This is a genomic window from Amycolatopsis balhimycina FH 1894, from assembly GCF_000384295.1.
In the GTDB taxonomy this organism is placed as follows: domain Bacteria; phylum Actinomycetota; class Actinomycetes; order Mycobacteriales; family Pseudonocardiaceae; genus Amycolatopsis; species Amycolatopsis balhimycina.
Map to the genome: position 1 here is coordinate 7,345,820 of NZ_KB913037.1, position 14,134 is coordinate 7,359,953.

General features: G+C 70.5%; 14 protein-coding genes and 1 pseudogene. 9 read left to right on the forward strand and 6 right to left on the reverse strand.

Going from position 1 to position 14,134, the window contains the following annotated elements; translation table 11 throughout:
• The first annotated feature begins 195 nt into the window (after positions 1-195).
• On the forward strand, positions 196-1,965 hold the full coding sequence (locus A3CE_RS0133795) for an MFS transporter (protein WP_020644530.1): 1,770 nt from the start codon (positions 196-198) through the stop codon (positions 1,963-1,965).
• A 59-nt stretch (positions 1,966-2,024) separates the two neighbouring features.
• Here A3CE_RS0133795 and A3CE_RS0133800 read toward each other — a convergent pair whose 3' ends face one another.
• Positions 2,025-2,684, reverse strand: a complete 660-nt coding sequence (locus tag A3CE_RS0133800; protein WP_020644531.1) for a peptidylprolyl isomerase — start codon at positions 2,682-2,684, stop codon at positions 2,025-2,027.
• A 25-nt stretch (positions 2,685-2,709) separates the two neighbouring features.
• Complete coding sequence (locus tag A3CE_RS0133805) at positions 2,710-2,967, reverse strand: DUF2631 domain-containing protein (protein WP_020644532.1); 258 nt, start codon at positions 2,965-2,967, stop codon at positions 2,710-2,712.
• Positions 2,968-3,061: 94 nt separating this feature from the next.
• Between A3CE_RS0133805 and dxr the strand changes: the two genes are divergently transcribed.
• The 3 genes and pseudogenes from dxr (at position 3,062) to ispG (ending at position 6,771) form a co-directional block, all read left to right on the forward strand.
• Positions 3,062-4,264: a 1-deoxy-D-xylulose-5-phosphate reductoisomerase gene (gene dxr / locus A3CE_RS0133810; RefSeq protein WP_026469128.1), complete on the forward strand. Its 1,203-nt coding sequence runs from the start codon at positions 3,062-3,064 to the stop codon at positions 4,262-4,264.
• 3 nt (positions 4,265-4,267) lie between these two features.
• Positions 4,268-5,501, forward strand: a pseudogene (locus A3CE_RS52040) (M50 family metallopeptidase).
• A 118-nt stretch (positions 5,502-5,619) separates the two neighbouring features.
• Positions 5,620-6,771, forward strand: coding sequence for a flavodoxin-dependent (E)-4-hydroxy-3-methylbut-2-enyl-diphosphate synthase (gene ispG, locus A3CE_RS0133820; RefSeq protein WP_026469129.1), 1,152 nt, complete (start codon positions 5,620-5,622; stop codon positions 6,769-6,771).
• A 73-nt stretch (positions 6,772-6,844) separates the two neighbouring features.
• On the opposite strand, the gene A3CE_RS0133825 is transcribed toward ispG, so the two are convergent.
• The gene (locus A3CE_RS0133825) at positions 6,845-7,099 is read right to left on the reverse strand and encodes a hypothetical protein (protein ID WP_020644535.1); all 255 of its coding nucleotides are present in this window, start codon (positions 7,097-7,099) and stop codon (positions 6,845-6,847) included.
• Positions 7,100-7,181: 82 nt separating this feature from the next.
• On the opposite strand from A3CE_RS0133825, the gene A3CE_RS0133830 reads away from it, so the two are divergent.
• Entirely contained in the window at positions 7,182-7,988 is an 807-nt protein-coding gene (locus tag A3CE_RS0133830; RefSeq protein WP_020644536.1) for a helix-turn-helix domain-containing protein, read from the forward strand.
• The gene (locus tag A3CE_RS0133835; RefSeq protein ID WP_020644537.1) at positions 7,985-8,377 is read left to right on the forward strand and encodes a VOC family protein; all 393 of its coding nucleotides are present in this window, start codon (positions 7,985-7,987) and stop codon (positions 8,375-8,377) included. The genes A3CE_RS0133830 and A3CE_RS0133835 overlap by 4 nt, the downstream gene beginning before the upstream one ends.
• A gap of 71 nt (positions 8,378-8,448) precedes the next feature.
• Here the strand turns inward: A3CE_RS0133835 and A3CE_RS0133840 are convergent, their stop codons facing one another.
• Positions 8,449-8,655, reverse strand: a complete 207-nt coding sequence (locus A3CE_RS0133840) for a DUF4177 domain-containing protein (RefSeq protein ID WP_020644538.1) — start codon at positions 8,653-8,655, stop codon at positions 8,449-8,451.
• Between the two features lie 100 nt (positions 8,656-8,755).
• On the opposite strand from A3CE_RS0133840, the gene A3CE_RS0133845 reads away from it, so the two are divergent.
• The 3 genes from A3CE_RS0133845 (at position 8,756) to map (ending at position 12,357) form a co-directional block, all read left to right on the forward strand.
• Entirely contained in the window at positions 8,756-9,610 is an 855-nt protein-coding gene (locus A3CE_RS0133845) for a GNAT family N-acetyltransferase (protein WP_020644539.1), read from the forward strand.
• 72 nt (positions 9,611-9,682) lie between these two features.
• Positions 9,683-11,476 carry a penicillin-binding transpeptidase domain-containing protein gene (locus tag A3CE_RS0133850; RefSeq protein ID WP_051183955.1) on the forward strand — a complete coding sequence of 598 codons (1,794 nt, stop codon included), beginning with the start codon at positions 9,683-9,685 and terminating at the stop codon, positions 11,474-11,476.
• A gap of 23 nt (positions 11,477-11,499) precedes the next feature.
• A complete protein-coding gene (map, locus tag A3CE_RS0133855) occupies positions 11,500-12,357 on the forward strand; it encodes a type I methionyl aminopeptidase (RefSeq protein WP_020644541.1) in 858 nt (285 codons plus the stop codon).
• Positions 12,358-12,360: 3 nt separating this feature from the next.
• On the opposite strand, the gene A3CE_RS0133860 is transcribed toward map, so the two are convergent.
• Together A3CE_RS0133860 and A3CE_RS0133865 are read right to left on the reverse strand one after the other, a co-directional pair.
• Entirely contained in the window at positions 12,361-13,164 is an 804-nt protein-coding gene (locus A3CE_RS0133860) for an ABC transporter permease (protein ID WP_020644542.1), read from the reverse strand.
• A complete protein-coding gene (locus A3CE_RS0133865; RefSeq protein ID WP_020644543.1) occupies positions 13,164-14,120 on the reverse strand; it encodes a daunorubicin resistance protein DrrA family ABC transporter ATP-binding protein in 957 nt (318 codons plus the stop codon). The genes A3CE_RS0133860 and A3CE_RS0133865 overlap by 1 nt, the downstream gene beginning before the upstream one ends.
• Positions 14,121-14,134 lie beyond the last annotated feature (14 nt).

The following is a 14,134-nucleotide window of genomic DNA, read 5'->3' on the forward strand; positions in this document are numbered from 1 at the left end:
CAAGCACCGGCAGTTCCCGGCCCGCGCGACGGGGTTGTCCACAGCCGCGTCGCGTTCCGGCGAGCCTGGTAAATAGTCCTCAAAGGACAGTCAAGCCACTGTGACCATGCTCTCCCACGTGTTCCGCGCCATTGATTGCCATCCGCAACCAAGTTGCTTAGCCTAGCTAAGGGACATGAACGGAAGGGTTGCACAGTGGCGGAACGCCGGACGTATTCGATCGCGGAACTGGGGCCGCGGTACAAGTGGATCGCGCTGTCCAACACGACGCTGGGCATGCTGATCGCCACGATCAACTCCTCGATCGTGCTGATCGCGCTGCCCGACATCTTCAAGGGCATCGGCATCAACCCCCTGGAACCGGCCAACACCAGCTACCTGCTGTGGATGATCATGGGCTTCCTCGTGGTCACCGCGGTGCTGGTGGTGAGCTTCGGCAGGCTCGGCGACATGTACGGCCGCGCGAGGATGTACAACCTCGGCTTCGCCGTCTTCACCGTTTCTTCGGTCATGCTGGCCATCACGTGGTTCGACGGCGACGCGGCCGCGTTGTGGCTGATCGGCTGGCGGATCGTGCAGGGCGTCGGCGGCGCCTTCCTGATGGCGAACTCCTCGGCGATCCTGACCGACGCCTTCCCGGCCAACCAGCGCGGCCTCGCGCTCGGCATGAACGGCGTCGCGGCGATCGCGGGCTCGTTCCTCGGCCTGGTCGTCGGCGGGGTGCTGGCCCCGATCGACTGGAACCTGATCTTCCTGGTCTCGGTGCCGTTCGGCGTCATCGGCACGATCTGGGCGTACCTCAAGCTGCACGACACCGGCATCCGCAAGCACGCGCGGATGGACTGGTGGGGCAACATCACCTTCGCGGTGGGCCTGATCGCGGTGCTGATCGGGATCACCTACGGCATCCAGCCGTACGGCTCGTCGCCGACCGGCTGGGGCAGCCCGTTCGTGCTGAGCTGCCTGATCGGCGGGTTCGCGGTCCTGGTCGCGTTCGTGATCATCGAGTCGAAGGTCGACAACCCGCTGTTCCGGCTGTCGCTGTTCCGGATCAGGTCGTTCACCTGGGGCAACGTCGCGAACCTGACGGCGTCGCTCGGCCGCGGCGGGCTCCAGTTCATCCTGATCATCTGGCTGCAGGGCATCTGGCTGCCGCAGCACGGCTACACGTTCGAGCAGACACCGCTGTGGGCGGGCATCTACATGCTGCCGATGACGGTCGGCTTCCTGCTGGCCGCGCCGACGTCGGGCATCCTCGCCGACCGCATCGGCAGCCGCCTGCTCGCCTCGAGCGGCCTGCTCATCACCGCGATCACGTTCCTGCTGCTGATCATCCTGCCGGTGAACTTCGACTACTGGGCGTTTGCGGGGATCCTGCTGATCAACGGCATCGGCATGGGCATGTTCTCCTCGCCGAACCGCGCCGAGGTGATGAACAGCCTGCCGGCGGACTCACGCGGCTCCGGCGCGGGCATGATGACGACGTTCCAGAACGCGGCGATGGTCCTGTCGATCGGCTTCTTCTTCAGCCTGATCATCGCGGGTCTGTCTTCGAGCCTGCCTTCGACGATGAGCCAGGGTCTGACGGAACACGGCGTCCCCGCGGCGGCGGCTTCGCAGATCGCCAACCTCCCGGCGGTGGCGGTGCTGTTCGCGGCGTTCCTGGGCTACAACCCGATCCAGCAGCTCCTGGGCGGTCAGCTTTCGGCGCTGCCGCCGGACCAGGCGGCGTTCCTGACGGGCCGCAGCTTCTTCCCGAACCTGATCTCGGGCCCGTTCCAGTCGGGCTTGGCGGTGGCGTTCGGCTTCGCGATCGTGGTCTGCCTGATCGGCGCGGTGGCATCCCTGCTGACGAAGGACGCCCGCCCCGCGGACGCCGAGTCGGTGGGTGAAGAGCTGGCCGCGGTGGCCGGGGAGTCGGGCGGCGGGCCGAGCGAATTGGTGTCACCGTCGAGCGAACGCTAGACCGGTTTCGAGAAGCCGGGTGCCGGGTGGCACCCGGCTTTTTCCGTCGGCGGGCGGATCTACCAGCCGACCGTGGCGCGCTGGATCTTCACCGGGTGGGCCGGCGCCCCGTCCAGCGGCCCATTCGGGTCGGTGGGGATGATCCCGTCCTCGACCATCCGATCGATGGCGGACATCCCCCGGATCACGCGCCCCATCACCGAGTAGTTCGCCGGGATGTTCGCGAACGAATGCACGATGAAGAACTCCGACCCGTTGGTCCCGGGCCCCTGGTTCCCCATGGCCACGGTCCCGCGCGGATAGGTCTCCGCCCCCGAAGCCTCGTCCGGGAACTTGTACCCCGGCCCGCCCTTTTCGACCTCGTAGATGTCTCCGCACTGCAGAACACCAAGCCGAGCGGAGTTGGAAAGGCGCCAGCACTGGGACCGGTCGTAGAACCGCTGCAGAATCAGCGAAACCATGTTGTGCACCGCGCAAGGAGCAGCACCGGCGCGGTTCAGCCGCACCGTCACCGGCCCGTAGTTGAACCGGAACGTCACGTCGACGGTCCCGCGGGTCGAAGCGAACGGCAGCGGACGCACGACGGGCCGCGCCGCCGGGTTGTCCGGGGTCGGTGTGAACGAGCACTGAACCCACGGCACCGAAGCCGAGGCCGGAGCAGCGGGCACCACCAAAGCGCCCAAAACGGAAAGCACAGCCAGGCCCCAGCGCAGCTTCATGCCGGGGACGTTAGCGGGTAACGAACTACTTGCGCCAGGCCGTGCGCCGCTTGCGGATGTCCAGCACGAGCAGCAGGACGAGGAACAGCGCCAGGCCGACCAGCCAGACGTTCTCGGTGTTGTTCTCGTGGTTGCCCTTGATCATCACCAGCAGGATGATCGCGCTGACCCAGCCGGCGATGCGGGTGGCCTTCGGGAACGAGCCGTGCCAGCCCCAGGCCGCGGACGGCTCGTCGCGCGGGTCGACCTCGGGCCGCCTCTTCTCGACCGCCTTGCCTGCCACGATGAACTCCTCAAACCCCGTGAACCTCGGACCCGCCGATGATCCCACACCTCCGGGTGCGCCGAGGAGACGCCCCGCGCGACAATGACCGGCGATGACTACCTCGCGAAGCGTTCTCGTGCTCGGCTCGACCGGGTCCATCGGCGTGCAGGCCCTCGACGTCGCCGCGCGCAACCCGCACCTCTTCCGGGTGGCCGGGATCGCCGCGGGCGGGGCCGATCCGGCCGCCCTCGCCGCGCAGGCACTCGCCCACGGTGTCGAGGCCGTCGCCGTGACCAGGGCCACGGCCGCCGAAGACGTACAGCTCGCGCTGTACGCCGAGGCGCAGCAGCGCGGCTACGCCCAGGGCGAGTTCAAGCTCCCGCGGCTCTTCGCCGGCTCCGACGCCGTTACCGAGCTGATCGACGCCGTGAAGGTCGACACCGTCCTCAACGCGCTCCCGGGCTCGCGCGGCCTCGAGCCGACGTTGCGGGCGCTTGCCACGGGCGCCACGCTCGCCCTGGCCAACAAGGAGTCGCTCATCGCCGGCGGGCCGCTGGTCCTCGCCGCGGCCAAGCCGGGACAGCTCGTGCCCGTCGACTCCGAGCACTCCGCCATCGCGCAGGCCCTGCGCGCCGGGCACCGCAGCGAGGTCGCCCGGCTCGTGCTCACCGCCTCCGGCGGCCCGTTCCGCGGCCGCAAGCGCGCCGAGCTGGCCGGGGTCACCGTCGAGCAGGCCATGGCGCACCCGACCTGGTCCATGGGCCCGCTCATCACGATCAACTCCGCCACCCTGGTCAACAAGGGCCTGGAGCTGATCGAGGCCGCGCTGCTGTTCGACATCGCGCCGGAGAAGATCGACGTCACCGTGCACCCGCAGTCGATCGTGCACTCGATGGTGACTTTCGCCGACGGCTCGACGATCGCCCAGGCGAGCCCGCCCGACATGCGGCTGCCGATCGCGCTGGCGCTGCACTGGCCCGACCGTGTCCCTGACGCCGCCCCCGCCTGCACCTGGGACAAGGCCGCCACCTGGACGTTCGAGCCGCTGGACGACGAGGCCTTCCCGGCCGTCGAGCTGGCTCGGCACTGCGGCACCACCGGCGGCTGCCTGCCCGCGGTGTACAACGCCGCGAACGAGGAGCTCGTCTCCGCTTTCCTCGCGCAGAACACCGGCTTCACGTCGATAGTGGACACTGTTTCCGAGGTGGTGGGAGCCGCCGACGAATGGCGTCGCGAACCACGCGACGTCGAAGACGTACTCGCGGCCGAGCGCTGGGCTCGCGCCCGGGCAGGGTCGATCATCGAGGGGAAGTAGCGGGTGCTCGCCTACATCATCGGCATCGTGCTGTTCGCGCTGGGGATCTGTGTCTCCGTGGCGTTGCACGAGGCTGGGCACATGGTCACCGCGAAGGCCTTCGGCATGAAGGTCCGCCGGTACTTCGTGGGCTTCGGGCCCACAGTGTTCTCCTGGCGTCGCGGCGAGACCGAATACGGCCTCAAGTGGATCCCGCTCGGCGGGTTCTGCGACATCGCCGGCATGACCGCCCTCGACGAGGTCACCCCGGACGAGGCGCCGCGCGCGATGTGGCGGTTCAAGACCTGGAAGCGCACCGTCGTGATGTCGGCCGGGTCGATCACCCACTTCATCCTGGGTTTCGTGGTCCTCTACCTGATGGCCCTGACCATGGGCCTGCCGAACCCGGCGGCCGCCGCCCCGACCCGGCCGGTGCTGGACTCGACTTCCTGCGCCCGCTCGGCCGCGACGAAGGAACAGGTCCAGGCCCAGGCCAACACCGCCTGCCCGGCGGGCGCACCGGCCCCGGCGGCGGAGGCCGGGCTGCGAGCTGGCGACAAGGTACTCGCGGTCGGCGGAAAACCGGTCTCGACCTGGGACGACATGCTCGCCGCCGTGCAGGCCACCAGCGGCCGGACGGTGTTCGAGGTGCAGCGTGGCGCCGAGCAGCTGTGGCTCGTCGTCGACGTGCCGAAGGTGAAGCGCTGGACCCCGTCCGGGACCAAGGAGGTCGGCATGATCGGCGCCTCGCCGAAACAGCTGCCGTTGACCGTCCAGTACGGCCCGGTTTCCGCGATCGGTGCCACGTTGGGCTTCACCGGCTCGATGTTCGCCGAGACGGCGCAGCGGCTCGTCCAGTTCCCCGAGCGGATCCCCGCCGTGGTCACCGCGATCTTCGGCGGCGAGCGCGACCCGAACACCCCGGTCAGCGTCGTCGGCGCGAGCCGGCTCGGCGGCGAGGCCGTCGAGCAGGGCATCTGGATCCTGTTCTTCTTGCTGCTGGCGAGCTTGAACTTCTTCATCGGCGTGTTCAACCTGCTGCCGCTTCTGCCGCTCGACGGCGGGCACATCGCGGTGGTCTGGTACGAGCGTGTCCGCGACTGGATCCGCGGGCTGCGCGGCAAGGCGGCCGGCGGCCGGCGGCCCAGTGGACTACACGAAGCTGTCCGGGATCACGATGGCCCTGGTACTCGTCGGTGGCGCCGTGACCCTGCTCACCGTGACGGCGGACATCGTCAACCCGATCCGTCTGCAGTAGTGAGCCGCCCCGGAGGGGTTCCGGCCCCTCCGTGGCGGTTCACACCGTCCGTAATGCTGCTCACCGTGACGGTTGACATGGTGAAGGTGGCCCACTAGGGGTAGGTACGCTGGAAGCCGTGACCGTCGCACTCGGTATGCCCGCCCTGCCCCCGCCCGTCCTGTCCGAGCGCCGCAAGACCCGCCAGCTCCAGGTGGGCTCGGTCGGTGTCGGCAGCGACTTCCCGATCTCCGTCCAGTCGATGACGACGACGCTCACCTCCGACGTCAACGCGACCCTGCAGCAGATCGCCGAGCTGACCGCCGCGGGCTGCGACATCGTGCGGGTCGCCTGCCCGTCGGCCGACGACGCCGAGGCGCTGCCGGCGATCGCGAAGAAGTCGCAGATCCCGGTGATCGCCGACATCCACTTCCAGCCGAAGTACGTCTTCGCGGCGATCGAGGCCGGCTGCGCGGCGGTGCGCGTCAACCCGGGCAACATCCGGAAGTTCGACGACCAGGTCAAGGAGATCGCGCAGGCCGCGAAGGACCACGGCACGCCGATCCGGATCGGCGTCAACGCCGGCTCGCTGGACAAGCGGATCATGGACAAGTACGGCAAGGCGACGCCGGAGGCGCTGGCCGAGTCGGCGCTGTGGGAGGCGTCGCTGTTCGCCGAGCACGACTTCCACGACATCAAGATCTCGGTGAAGCACAACGACCCGGTGGTCATGGTGCGCGCGTACGAGCTCCTCGCCGAGCAGTGCGACTACCCGCTGCACCTCGGCGTCACCGAGGCCGGCCCGGCGTTCCAGGGCACGATCAAGTCGGCCGTCGCGTTCGGCGCGCTGCTGCGCCAGGGCATCGGCGACACGATCCGCGTCTCGCTGTCCGCGCCGCCGGTCGAAGAGGTCAAGGTCGGCATCCAGATCCTGCAGTCGCTGAACCTCAAGCAGCGCAAGCTGGAGATCGTGTCGTGCCCGTCGTGCGGGCGCGCGCAGGTGGACGTCTACACCCTCGCCGAGCAGGTCACCGCCGGGCTCGAGGGCATGGAGATCCCGCTGCGCGTGGCCGTCATGGGCTGCGTCGTCAACGGCCCGGGCGAGGCCCGCGAGGCCGACCTCGGTGTCGCTTCCGGCAACGGCAAGGGCCAGATCTTCGTCAAGGGCGAGGTCATCAAGACCGTGCCCGAGCACGCGATCGTCGAGACGCTCATCGAAGAGGCCATGCGCATCGCCGAAGAGGCGGGCGAGGCCCTCGGCGAGGGCGCCCCGGTCGTCACCGCCGGCTGAGTTTCCGCAAGTCCGTGAAGGCCACCTTCAGGAACTTCAAGTTCCTGAAGGTGGCCTTCACGGACTTGGGCGGCTAGCCCTGCAGGTGGTGCTGGGCGGCGTCGCGGATCTGCAGGCGGACGTTCTCCAGCGCGGCCGCCACCTCGTCGATCTGCTGTGACGCCAGCTGGATCGCGCCCTGGATCGAAGTCGCGGTGGACGTCTCCCCGAGCAAGCCGAGCACCTGGGCCTGCAGGTCTTCGAGGTCGCTCTTCGTGGCGAGCGCGATGCCGGTGGGTACCTGGTCGGCGAGCAGCTCCAGCTGCTGCGCCTGCTCCTGGATCGTCATCGAGAGTTCCTTCCGCGGTGGGGACCACTGTCCGTGTTAGCAGACGCGGGAACTGTCGGTGGTGACGATTACGCTCGCATTCGTGAGCGTGACCTGGGCCGTCCGGCAGCCGCACCCGGTGGTGCGGCCCCTGGTCACGCGCTATGTCGGGTACGCGCAGGACGACGTCACGCTGGCCGTCCACCGCGGGCTGCCGTCCCGGCATGTGACGCTCGTCATCAGCCTGGCCGGGCCGGTGCGGATGGCCGGGCGCAGCCTGCAGGGACTCGTCGGCGGGCTGCACACGAGCGCGGTGCTGATCCGGCAGGACCGCGTGCAGGAAGGGCTGCAGCTGGAGCTGGACCCGCTGGGCGTGCGGACCCTGTTCGGCGTCACGGCGGCGGAGCTGAGCGGCGAGGTCGCGGACCTGGCCGAGTTCGGCCTGGGGACGCTGCCGGACCGCTTGCGGGAGCTGCCGGCCTGGGGCGAGCGGTTCGCGCTGCTCGACGACGTGCTGGCCGCCCGGGCCGTGGAGCCGGTGGCGTCACCACCGGAGGTGGGGGAGGCGTGGCGCCGGATGCGTGGCGCGGACGGGCGGGTGCGCGTCGCGGACCTGGCGGGCGAGGTCGGCTGGAGCCGCCGGCACCTGGGGGAGCGGTTCCGGGCGGAGCTGGGCCTGGCCCCGAAGCAGGCGGCGCGGGTCCTGCGGTTCGAGCGGGCGGGCCGGTTGCTGCGCGGTGGCCGGCTCGGCCTGGCGTCGGTGGCCGCCGAGTGCGGGTTCTACGACCAGGCGCACCTGACCAACGAGTGGCGTGCGCTGGCGGGGTGCACGCCGGGGACGTGGATCGCCGAGGAGCTCCCGTTCCTCCAAGACGAGGAGGTGGCGGCGGGGCAAGACTCCCGGGCATGACTCCTGAACCGAACGTGTGGCCCGCCCTCCGCTACGCCGACGCCCCGGCGGCGATCCGTTTCCTGGTCGACGTCCTCGGCTTCACCGAGACGCTGGTGGTGCCCGAAGGCGACCTCGTCGCGCACGCGGAGCTGCGGTGGCCCGAAGGCGGCGCGGTGATGCTGGGCAGCGTCCGCCCGCCGGACGGCGTCCACGACGCGATGAAACCCGGCGCCGGCGCGGTCTACGTCGTATCGGACAAAGTGGACGAAATCCACGCGCGGGCCCGGCAGGCGGGCGCGGAGATCACGGCGGAGCCGACCGACACGGACTACGGCTCGCACACGTTCAGCCTCCGCGACCCGGAGGGCAACTCCTGGACGATCGGCACCTACCGCGGCGCACCCTGACGGCCGGAAGGCCGTGAATGGCACATCGAGGGACTTCAAGTCCGTGAATGTGCCATTCACGGACCACCGGGCTACTCCGCCGGCCGTTCGAACGTGACCAGCAGTCCTTCGACCCCGCCCGGGCCGACGCGGCCTTTCACCTCCGCCGAGGTGATGGCCTTCAGCTGCCACCCGTCCGCGGCGTGCTCGTTGAGCAGCTTCTCGAGCTTTCCGCCGGACATCTTGCCCCCGAGCAGCTTCTCCCGGACTTCGACGACCTTGTACGTGTACCGCTGCATACGTCCCATCCTGCCCGGAAGCTCCGACCTGGGCGCTTCATCTCAGCGTGTCGAAAGCCTTGCGTTCCGTTTAGGAGCCGGATCTGGCACCCTGGAGCCCGTGTTGCGGCTTGCAGGTGCACGGCTGCTCGATGATCGGGACTATCCGGCGGTCCGTGCCGCGCTCGCCGCCGACCCGGTGGGCAGCTGCATGGTCAGCGCCCGGGTCGAGGCTGCGGGCCTTGATCCGTGGCGGCTCGGTGGTGAGCTCTGGGCCGCCGACAGCCGCCCGGTCCGCGCCGGGCGGCTCCAAGGGCTGTGCTTTTCCGGGCCCAACCTCATCCCGCTGCGCGGCAACGCGCCCGCCCTCCGCTCCTTCGCCGACCGCGCGCTGCGGCGGCAGCGGACGTGTTCCTCCCTCGTCGGCCCGGCCGAGCAGGTCCTCGGGCTCTGGGACGAGCTCGAAGACGAGTGGGGCCCGGCCCGGGAGGTCCGCGGCGACCAGCCGCTGATGGCCCTCGACGCGATGCCGCTGGTCGCCGCCGATCCGCTGGTGCGCGCGGTCCGGCCGGACGAGCTCGAGCGGTACCTGCCCGCGGCCGTCGCCATGTTCATCGAAGAGGTCGGCGTCGACCCGCGCAGCGGCGACGGCGGCGCGAGCTACCGCGCCCGGGTGACGGAGCTGATCGGCGCCGGGCGCGCGTTCGCCCGGTTCGAAAACGGCGAGGTCGTGTTCAAGGCCGAGATCGGGGCGATGTCGGCGACCGTCGGGCAGATCCAGGGCGTCTGGGTGCACCCCGAACGCCGGGGCGATGGGCTCGGCACCGCCGGCACGGCCGCGGTGGTGCACCGGCTCGTCCGCGGCCTCGGCCGGACCGCGAGCCTCTACGTCAACGCTTTCAACACCCCCGCCCTCGCGGCGTACCGCAAGATCGGGTTCAAGCAGGTCGGCCAGTACGCGACAGTGCTGTTCTAAGGAGACGCCGGCCACTCTTCCGTGGCGGCGTTTCAGCCCGCGGCCAACCCGCTGACCAGGCACTATCCCGCCATGAGTGCACGTCGACGCCGCGGTGCGCTCGCGGTGCTGCTGCTCGCCGCCGCGACCACGGCCGGGTGCTCGGGCGGTGGGCCCGATGACACCCTCTCCGCCTTCCTCGACGCCTTCGCGTCCGGGGACATCGCCGCCGCGGCGGCGGACACCGACTCGCCGGACGCCGCCAGGACCGTGCTCTCGCAGGTCCGCGGGGCGCTCGACCCCGAATCCCTCGAAGCGGACGAAGAAGAGGTGAAACAGCCGGACGGCGACGTCGTCACCGCGGGCTACCGGCTCACCTGGCACCTGTCGCACGGCCGCACCTGGTCCTACCGCGCCGACGTCCAGCTGCGGGCGGCCGAGCACGGCTGGCAGGTGCACTGGCAGCCGACGGTCGTGCACCCGCAGCTGACGGTCGGCCAGACCATCGGCCTGCTGCCGCAGCTGCCGGAGACGGCGCCGGTGCTCGACCGCGACGGCGTGCCGCTGATGCGCCCGCAGACCGTGATCGGCGTGGTGGTCGACCCGCAGAAGACCGGCAACCCGAGCGCGGTCGCCGGGTCGCTGGCCAAGGCGCTGCACCGGTTCGAACCATCGGTCACCGGCCGGTCGGTGCTCGACGGGATGAACAAGACCAAGCCCGGCGACGCCTACCCGGTGATCACCCTGCGCGCCGGGGAGTACCACCAGGTCAAGCCGGTGATCTACGACCTGCCCGGCGTCCGGTTCGCCAGCCAGGAGCGGCTGCTGCCGGTGACCCGCGGGTCCGGGCGGCAGGTCCTGGCGGCCATCCGCGCGCTGGTCGAGCAGGAGCTGGCCGGGGCGGCGGGCTGGCGGATCGTCACCCGGGACGTCACCGGCGGCGAGGTGTCGGAGCTGCGGGCGGAGCCGCCGCGGCCCGGGCCCGCCATCACCAGCACGCTGAGCGCGCGGATCCAGGCCGCCGCCGAAAAGGCGCTCGAGACCGAGATCCACCCGGCCGCGCTGGTGGCGATCCAGCCGTCGAGCGGCGACATCCTCGCCGTGGCGCAGAACGACGCCGCCGACGACGAAGGCCCGGTGGCCCTGTCCGGGCGCTACCCGCCGGGGTCGACGTTCAAGATCGTCACGGCGGCGGCCGCGCTGTCGACGGGGGACGTCGAGCCCGGCAGCCCGGTGGACTGCCCCGGCACCACGGCGATCGAGAACCGCGTCGTGCCGAACGAAGGCCGGTTCGACCTCGGCCGGGTGCCGCTGAAGACGGCGTTCGCGCGGTCCTGCAACACGACCTTCGCCCGGCTCGCCGCCGGTCTTCCGGCGTCGGCGCTCACCGACGCCGCCCGGTCCTTCGGGCTCGGCGCCGACTTCGTGGTCCCCGGCCTGACCACGGTCACCGGCGGCGTCCCGGCCGGCGACTCGGCCGTGCAGCGCGCGGAGGACGGCTTCGGCCAGGGCACGGTGGTGGCCAGCCCGTTCGGCATGGCCCTGGTCGCGGCGACCGTGCAGGCGGGGAAGGTGCCGGCGCCGTCGATCGTCAAGGGGATGCCGTCGACCGCCGAGAACGTCGGCGACGCGCCGTCGCGGCAGGTCCTCGACGCGCTGCGCGGCATGATGCGGGACGTCGTCGCGGTGGGTACCGCGACGGGCCTGCGCGACCTGCCCGACGTCGCGGGCAAGACCGGGACCGCCCAGTTCGGTGACGGCTCCCGCGCGCACGGCTGGTTCGCCGGCTACCGCGGTGACCTGGCGTTCGCCGTGCTCCTGACCGACGCCGGCTCGTCCAAACCGGCGGTGCAGGCCGCGCACCGGTTCCTGGCGGGGATCGGCTGACCGGGCCGTCGTAAGGTGGAGGCATGTCCGTTCGTGCCGCGCTCGTTCCCGGCGTCCAGACGCCGCGCCGTGACGTCCCCAGTTCCATCGCCCGTCCCGAGTACGTGGACAAGCCGGCGCCGAAGCGGGACACCGGCAACGGCGTGCGCACGCCCGAGGTGATCGAGGCGATGCGGATCGCGAGCCGCATCGCGGCGCAGGCCCTGGAGGAAGGCGGCAAGGCCGTCAAGCCGGGCGCCACCACGGACGACATCGACAAGGTGGTGCACGAGTTCCTGCTCGACCACCACGCCTACCCCTCGACGCTGGGCTACCGCCGGTTCCCGAAGTCGTGCTGCACCTCGCTGAACGAGGTGATCTGCCACGGCATCCCGGACTCGACGGTGATCGAGGACGGTGACATCTGCAACATCGACGTCACCGCCTACATCGGCGGCGTGCACGGCGACACGAACGCGACCTTCCTGGCCGGCGACGTCTCCGAGGAGGCGCGCCTGCTGGTGGAGCGCACCCGCGAGGCGACGCTGCGGGCGATCAAGGCGGTCCGGCCGGGCCGCCAGCTCAACGTGATCGGCCGGGTCATCGAGGCGTACGCGAAGCGCTTCGGCTACGGCGTGGTCCGCGACTTCACCGGCCACGGCGTCGGCCCCGCGTTCCACACGCCGCCGACGGTCCTGCACTACGAAGAGCCCTCCGTCGACACGATCATCGAGGAGGGCATGACCTTCACGATCGAGCCGATGATCACCCTGGGCACCATCGACTACGACATCTGGGCCGACGACTGGACCGTCACCACGAAGGACAAGAAGTGGACGGCCCAGTTCGAGCACACCCTTGTGGTGACGGCCGACGGCAGCGAGATCCTCACGCTGCCCTGAGCGTCAGTGACTGGTGGCCTTCTTGTAGCAGCGCACCGAAAGCGGCACGAAGATCGCCAGCAGCAGCGCGATCCACAGCACCGACGCGAGGGCGGCGTGCTGCATCGGCCAGACGTCGCGCGTCGGCATCGCGGCGCTGGTGTTGCCGAACAGCTCCCGCGCCGCCTGCGTGACCGCCGAGACCGGGTTCCAGTCCGCGATCGCCCGCAGCGGCGTGGGCAGCCGCCCGCTGTCGACGAACGTGTTGGCCAGGAAGGTGAGCGGGAAGACCACGACCATCGACACGTTGTTGAACACCTCGGGTTTGCGCACCGCCAGGCCGAGCGTGCCCATCACCCACGACAGCGCGTAGGAGAAGGCGAGCAGCAGGGCGACCCCGCCGAGCGTTTCGAGGACGCCGGTGTGGATGCGCCAGCCGACCAGCAGGCCGACGAGGCCCATGATGAGCAGGCTCGCCGTGCTGAGGATGAGGTCGGCGGTCGTCCGCCCGATCAGCACGGCGGCGGGCGACATCGGCAGTGAGCGGAACCGGTCGATGATGCCCTTCTGCAGGTCGTCGGTCAGCCCGTAGCCGGTGACGATGCCGCCCATGGCCACCGCGAGGGTGAAGATCCCCGGCAGCATGAACTCGCGGTACGACAGGCCGGGGACGTCGATCACGCTGCCGAACACGAAGCCGAAGAGCAGCACGAACATCACCGGCGTGAACACGAGGGACCCGAGCAGGTCCAGCGACCGGAAGATCTTGATCGAGTTGCGCTTGGTGATGGTGACGCCGTCGGTCACGGCGAGCTGCACCGCGTTCATCACACGGCCTCCTTCGCGGGTTCGGCCGTCTCGTGGCCGGTCAGGGTGAGGAAAACGTCGTCGAGGGTGGGGCGCCGGACGCCGACGTCGCGGACGTCGACGCCTTCCGCGGCGAGCAGGGCCAGCGCTTCGGTAAGCGCTTTCGCGCCGTGGGACACGGGCACGGTGAGCCGGAAGCCTTCGGCCTGCGGCTCGCCGCTGGCCAGCCGGGCGAGCGTGGCCCGCGCGACGCCGACGTCGGCGTGGGTGCCGACGGTCAGCTCGATCCGCTCGCCGCCCACGAGGTCCTTGAGCTCGTCGGCGGTGCCGCGGGCGATCACGCGGCCGTGGTCGACGACGGCGATGCTGTCGGCCAGCCGGTCGGCCTCCTCCAGGTACTGCGTGGTGAGCAGCAGCGTCGTGCCGCCCGCGACCAGCTCGGTGATGACGTCCCACAGCTCGGTGCGGGCCCGCGGGTCGAGCCCGGTGGTGGGCTCGTCGAGGAACAGCACCGGCGGGTTGGCCACGAGCGCGCCGGCCAGGTCGAGCCGGCGCCGCATGCCCCCGGAGTAGCCCTTCACCGGCCGGTCGGCGGCGTCGCCGAGGCTGAACCGGGCCAGCAGCTCCCGGCCGCGGGCCTTGGCGCGCTTGGTGCCCAGGTGGTAGAGCCTGCCGACCATCTCGAGGTTCTCGGCGCCGGTCAGTTCCGGGTCGACGGCGGCGTACTGCCCCGAAGCACCGATGTGCGAACGCAGTTCGTGCGCGTCCTTCACGACGTCGAACCCGGCGACGGTCGCCCGGCCCGCGTCCGGCTTCTGCAGTGTCGTGAGGATCTGGACGGTGGTGGTCTTCCCGGCACCGTTCGGCCCGAGCACGCCGAGCACGGTGCCTTCGGGCACGCTCAGCGACATCCCGTCGAGCGCGGTGACGGTGCCGTACTTCTTGACGAGCCCCTCGGCCACGATGGCGTCTGCCATGGATCTTCCCCTTG